1 protein-coding gene is annotated in these 1,055 nt (G+C 65.0%); it reads left to right on the forward strand.

The features are described 5' to 3' along the window. Nucleotides 1-73: 73 nt before the first annotated feature. Nucleotides 74-1,009 carry an endonuclease domain-containing protein gene (locus QQM37_RS14315; RefSeq protein ID WP_285728294.1) on the forward strand — a complete coding sequence of 312 codons (936 nt, stop codon included), beginning with the start codon at nucleotides 74-76 and terminating at the stop codon, nucleotides 1,007-1,009. Nucleotides 1,010-1,055 lie beyond the last annotated feature (46 nt).

Here is a 1,055-nt window from a genome sequence, read left to right on the forward strand (position 1 = left end):
AGAATTACCCCATGGTCACCTCCAGCCTGTGGATAACTCATTTTGATGGGTGTAAAGAGTGCAGGATGGCACTATGCGCACTGCACGAGCCCTGAACCCGCAGCTCCACCACCGCTCCTTCACGGTCGCTGACGCCCTCAACGCGGGTGAAACACTTGGCCGCCTCCGCGGGCCGGACCTCCACGCCTCCAGCCGTGGCATCCGGGTTCCCTGGGGCACTGATCAGGAATTCCACCAGGCCGTCTCCCCACTCCTGGCTCTGACACCGGGGGCAGCCGCCTGCTTTGGCACCGCAGCTCGATTGTGGAATCTTCCCTTGCCCGGGCGGCTGGACACCGAGCCCAGGGTGCATCTGGCGAAAATCAACTCCATCGCTTCCATCACGCGGTTCGGCGTGGTGGCGCACCGGCTGAAACTGCTGGAGACGGAGCTCACCAAGCTGGCAGAACTGCCGCTCACCACGCCCGGCCGGACCTGGCTGGATCTGTGCTCGGTGCTGTCTCTGGAGGAAGCAGTGGTGCTCGGAGACGCGATCATCAGCAGCCATCAGGGGCCTTTTGACGAACCGGTCCCGGCTCTGGGAACGCTCCAGGACTGCCGAGATCTGATCGCGGCGCATCCGGGAGCGCGAGGAATTCGGCTGGCACGCGCGGCTGGCGACCTGATGCGGGTCGGTGCCGCGTCACCGCCGGAGACCAAACTCCGCCTGGCCGCCCTCAGAATGGGCCTTCCGGAGCCCGAGCATGGCGTCGCCATCGTCGATCAGCGCGGTGTTGCCTGTGCATGGCCGGACCTTGCCTGGCGTCGGTACCGCTTGGGGCTTCAGTACGATGGCGTCCACCACCTGAGCCCGGAGCAGCAGGAACGCGATGCCCGTCGGGACAACGCGACGTTGATGGCAGGCTGGTTACCCCTGCGGATCAACCGGGTGATGGTCCACCAGTTTGGCTACGACGGCGTCATGGTCCAGGTAGCCGAGGCCCTTCGACGCCGAGGGTGGCGCCCGTAAAACCACCGCCGAGTGTCGAGATAACGCTGGAAAACCGCTGGAAAAC

The sequence above is a fragment of the Psychromicrobium xiongbiense genome, assembly GCF_030271165.1.
Taxonomy (GTDB): domain Bacteria; phylum Actinomycetota; class Actinomycetes; order Actinomycetales; family Micrococcaceae; genus Renibacterium; species Renibacterium xiongbiense.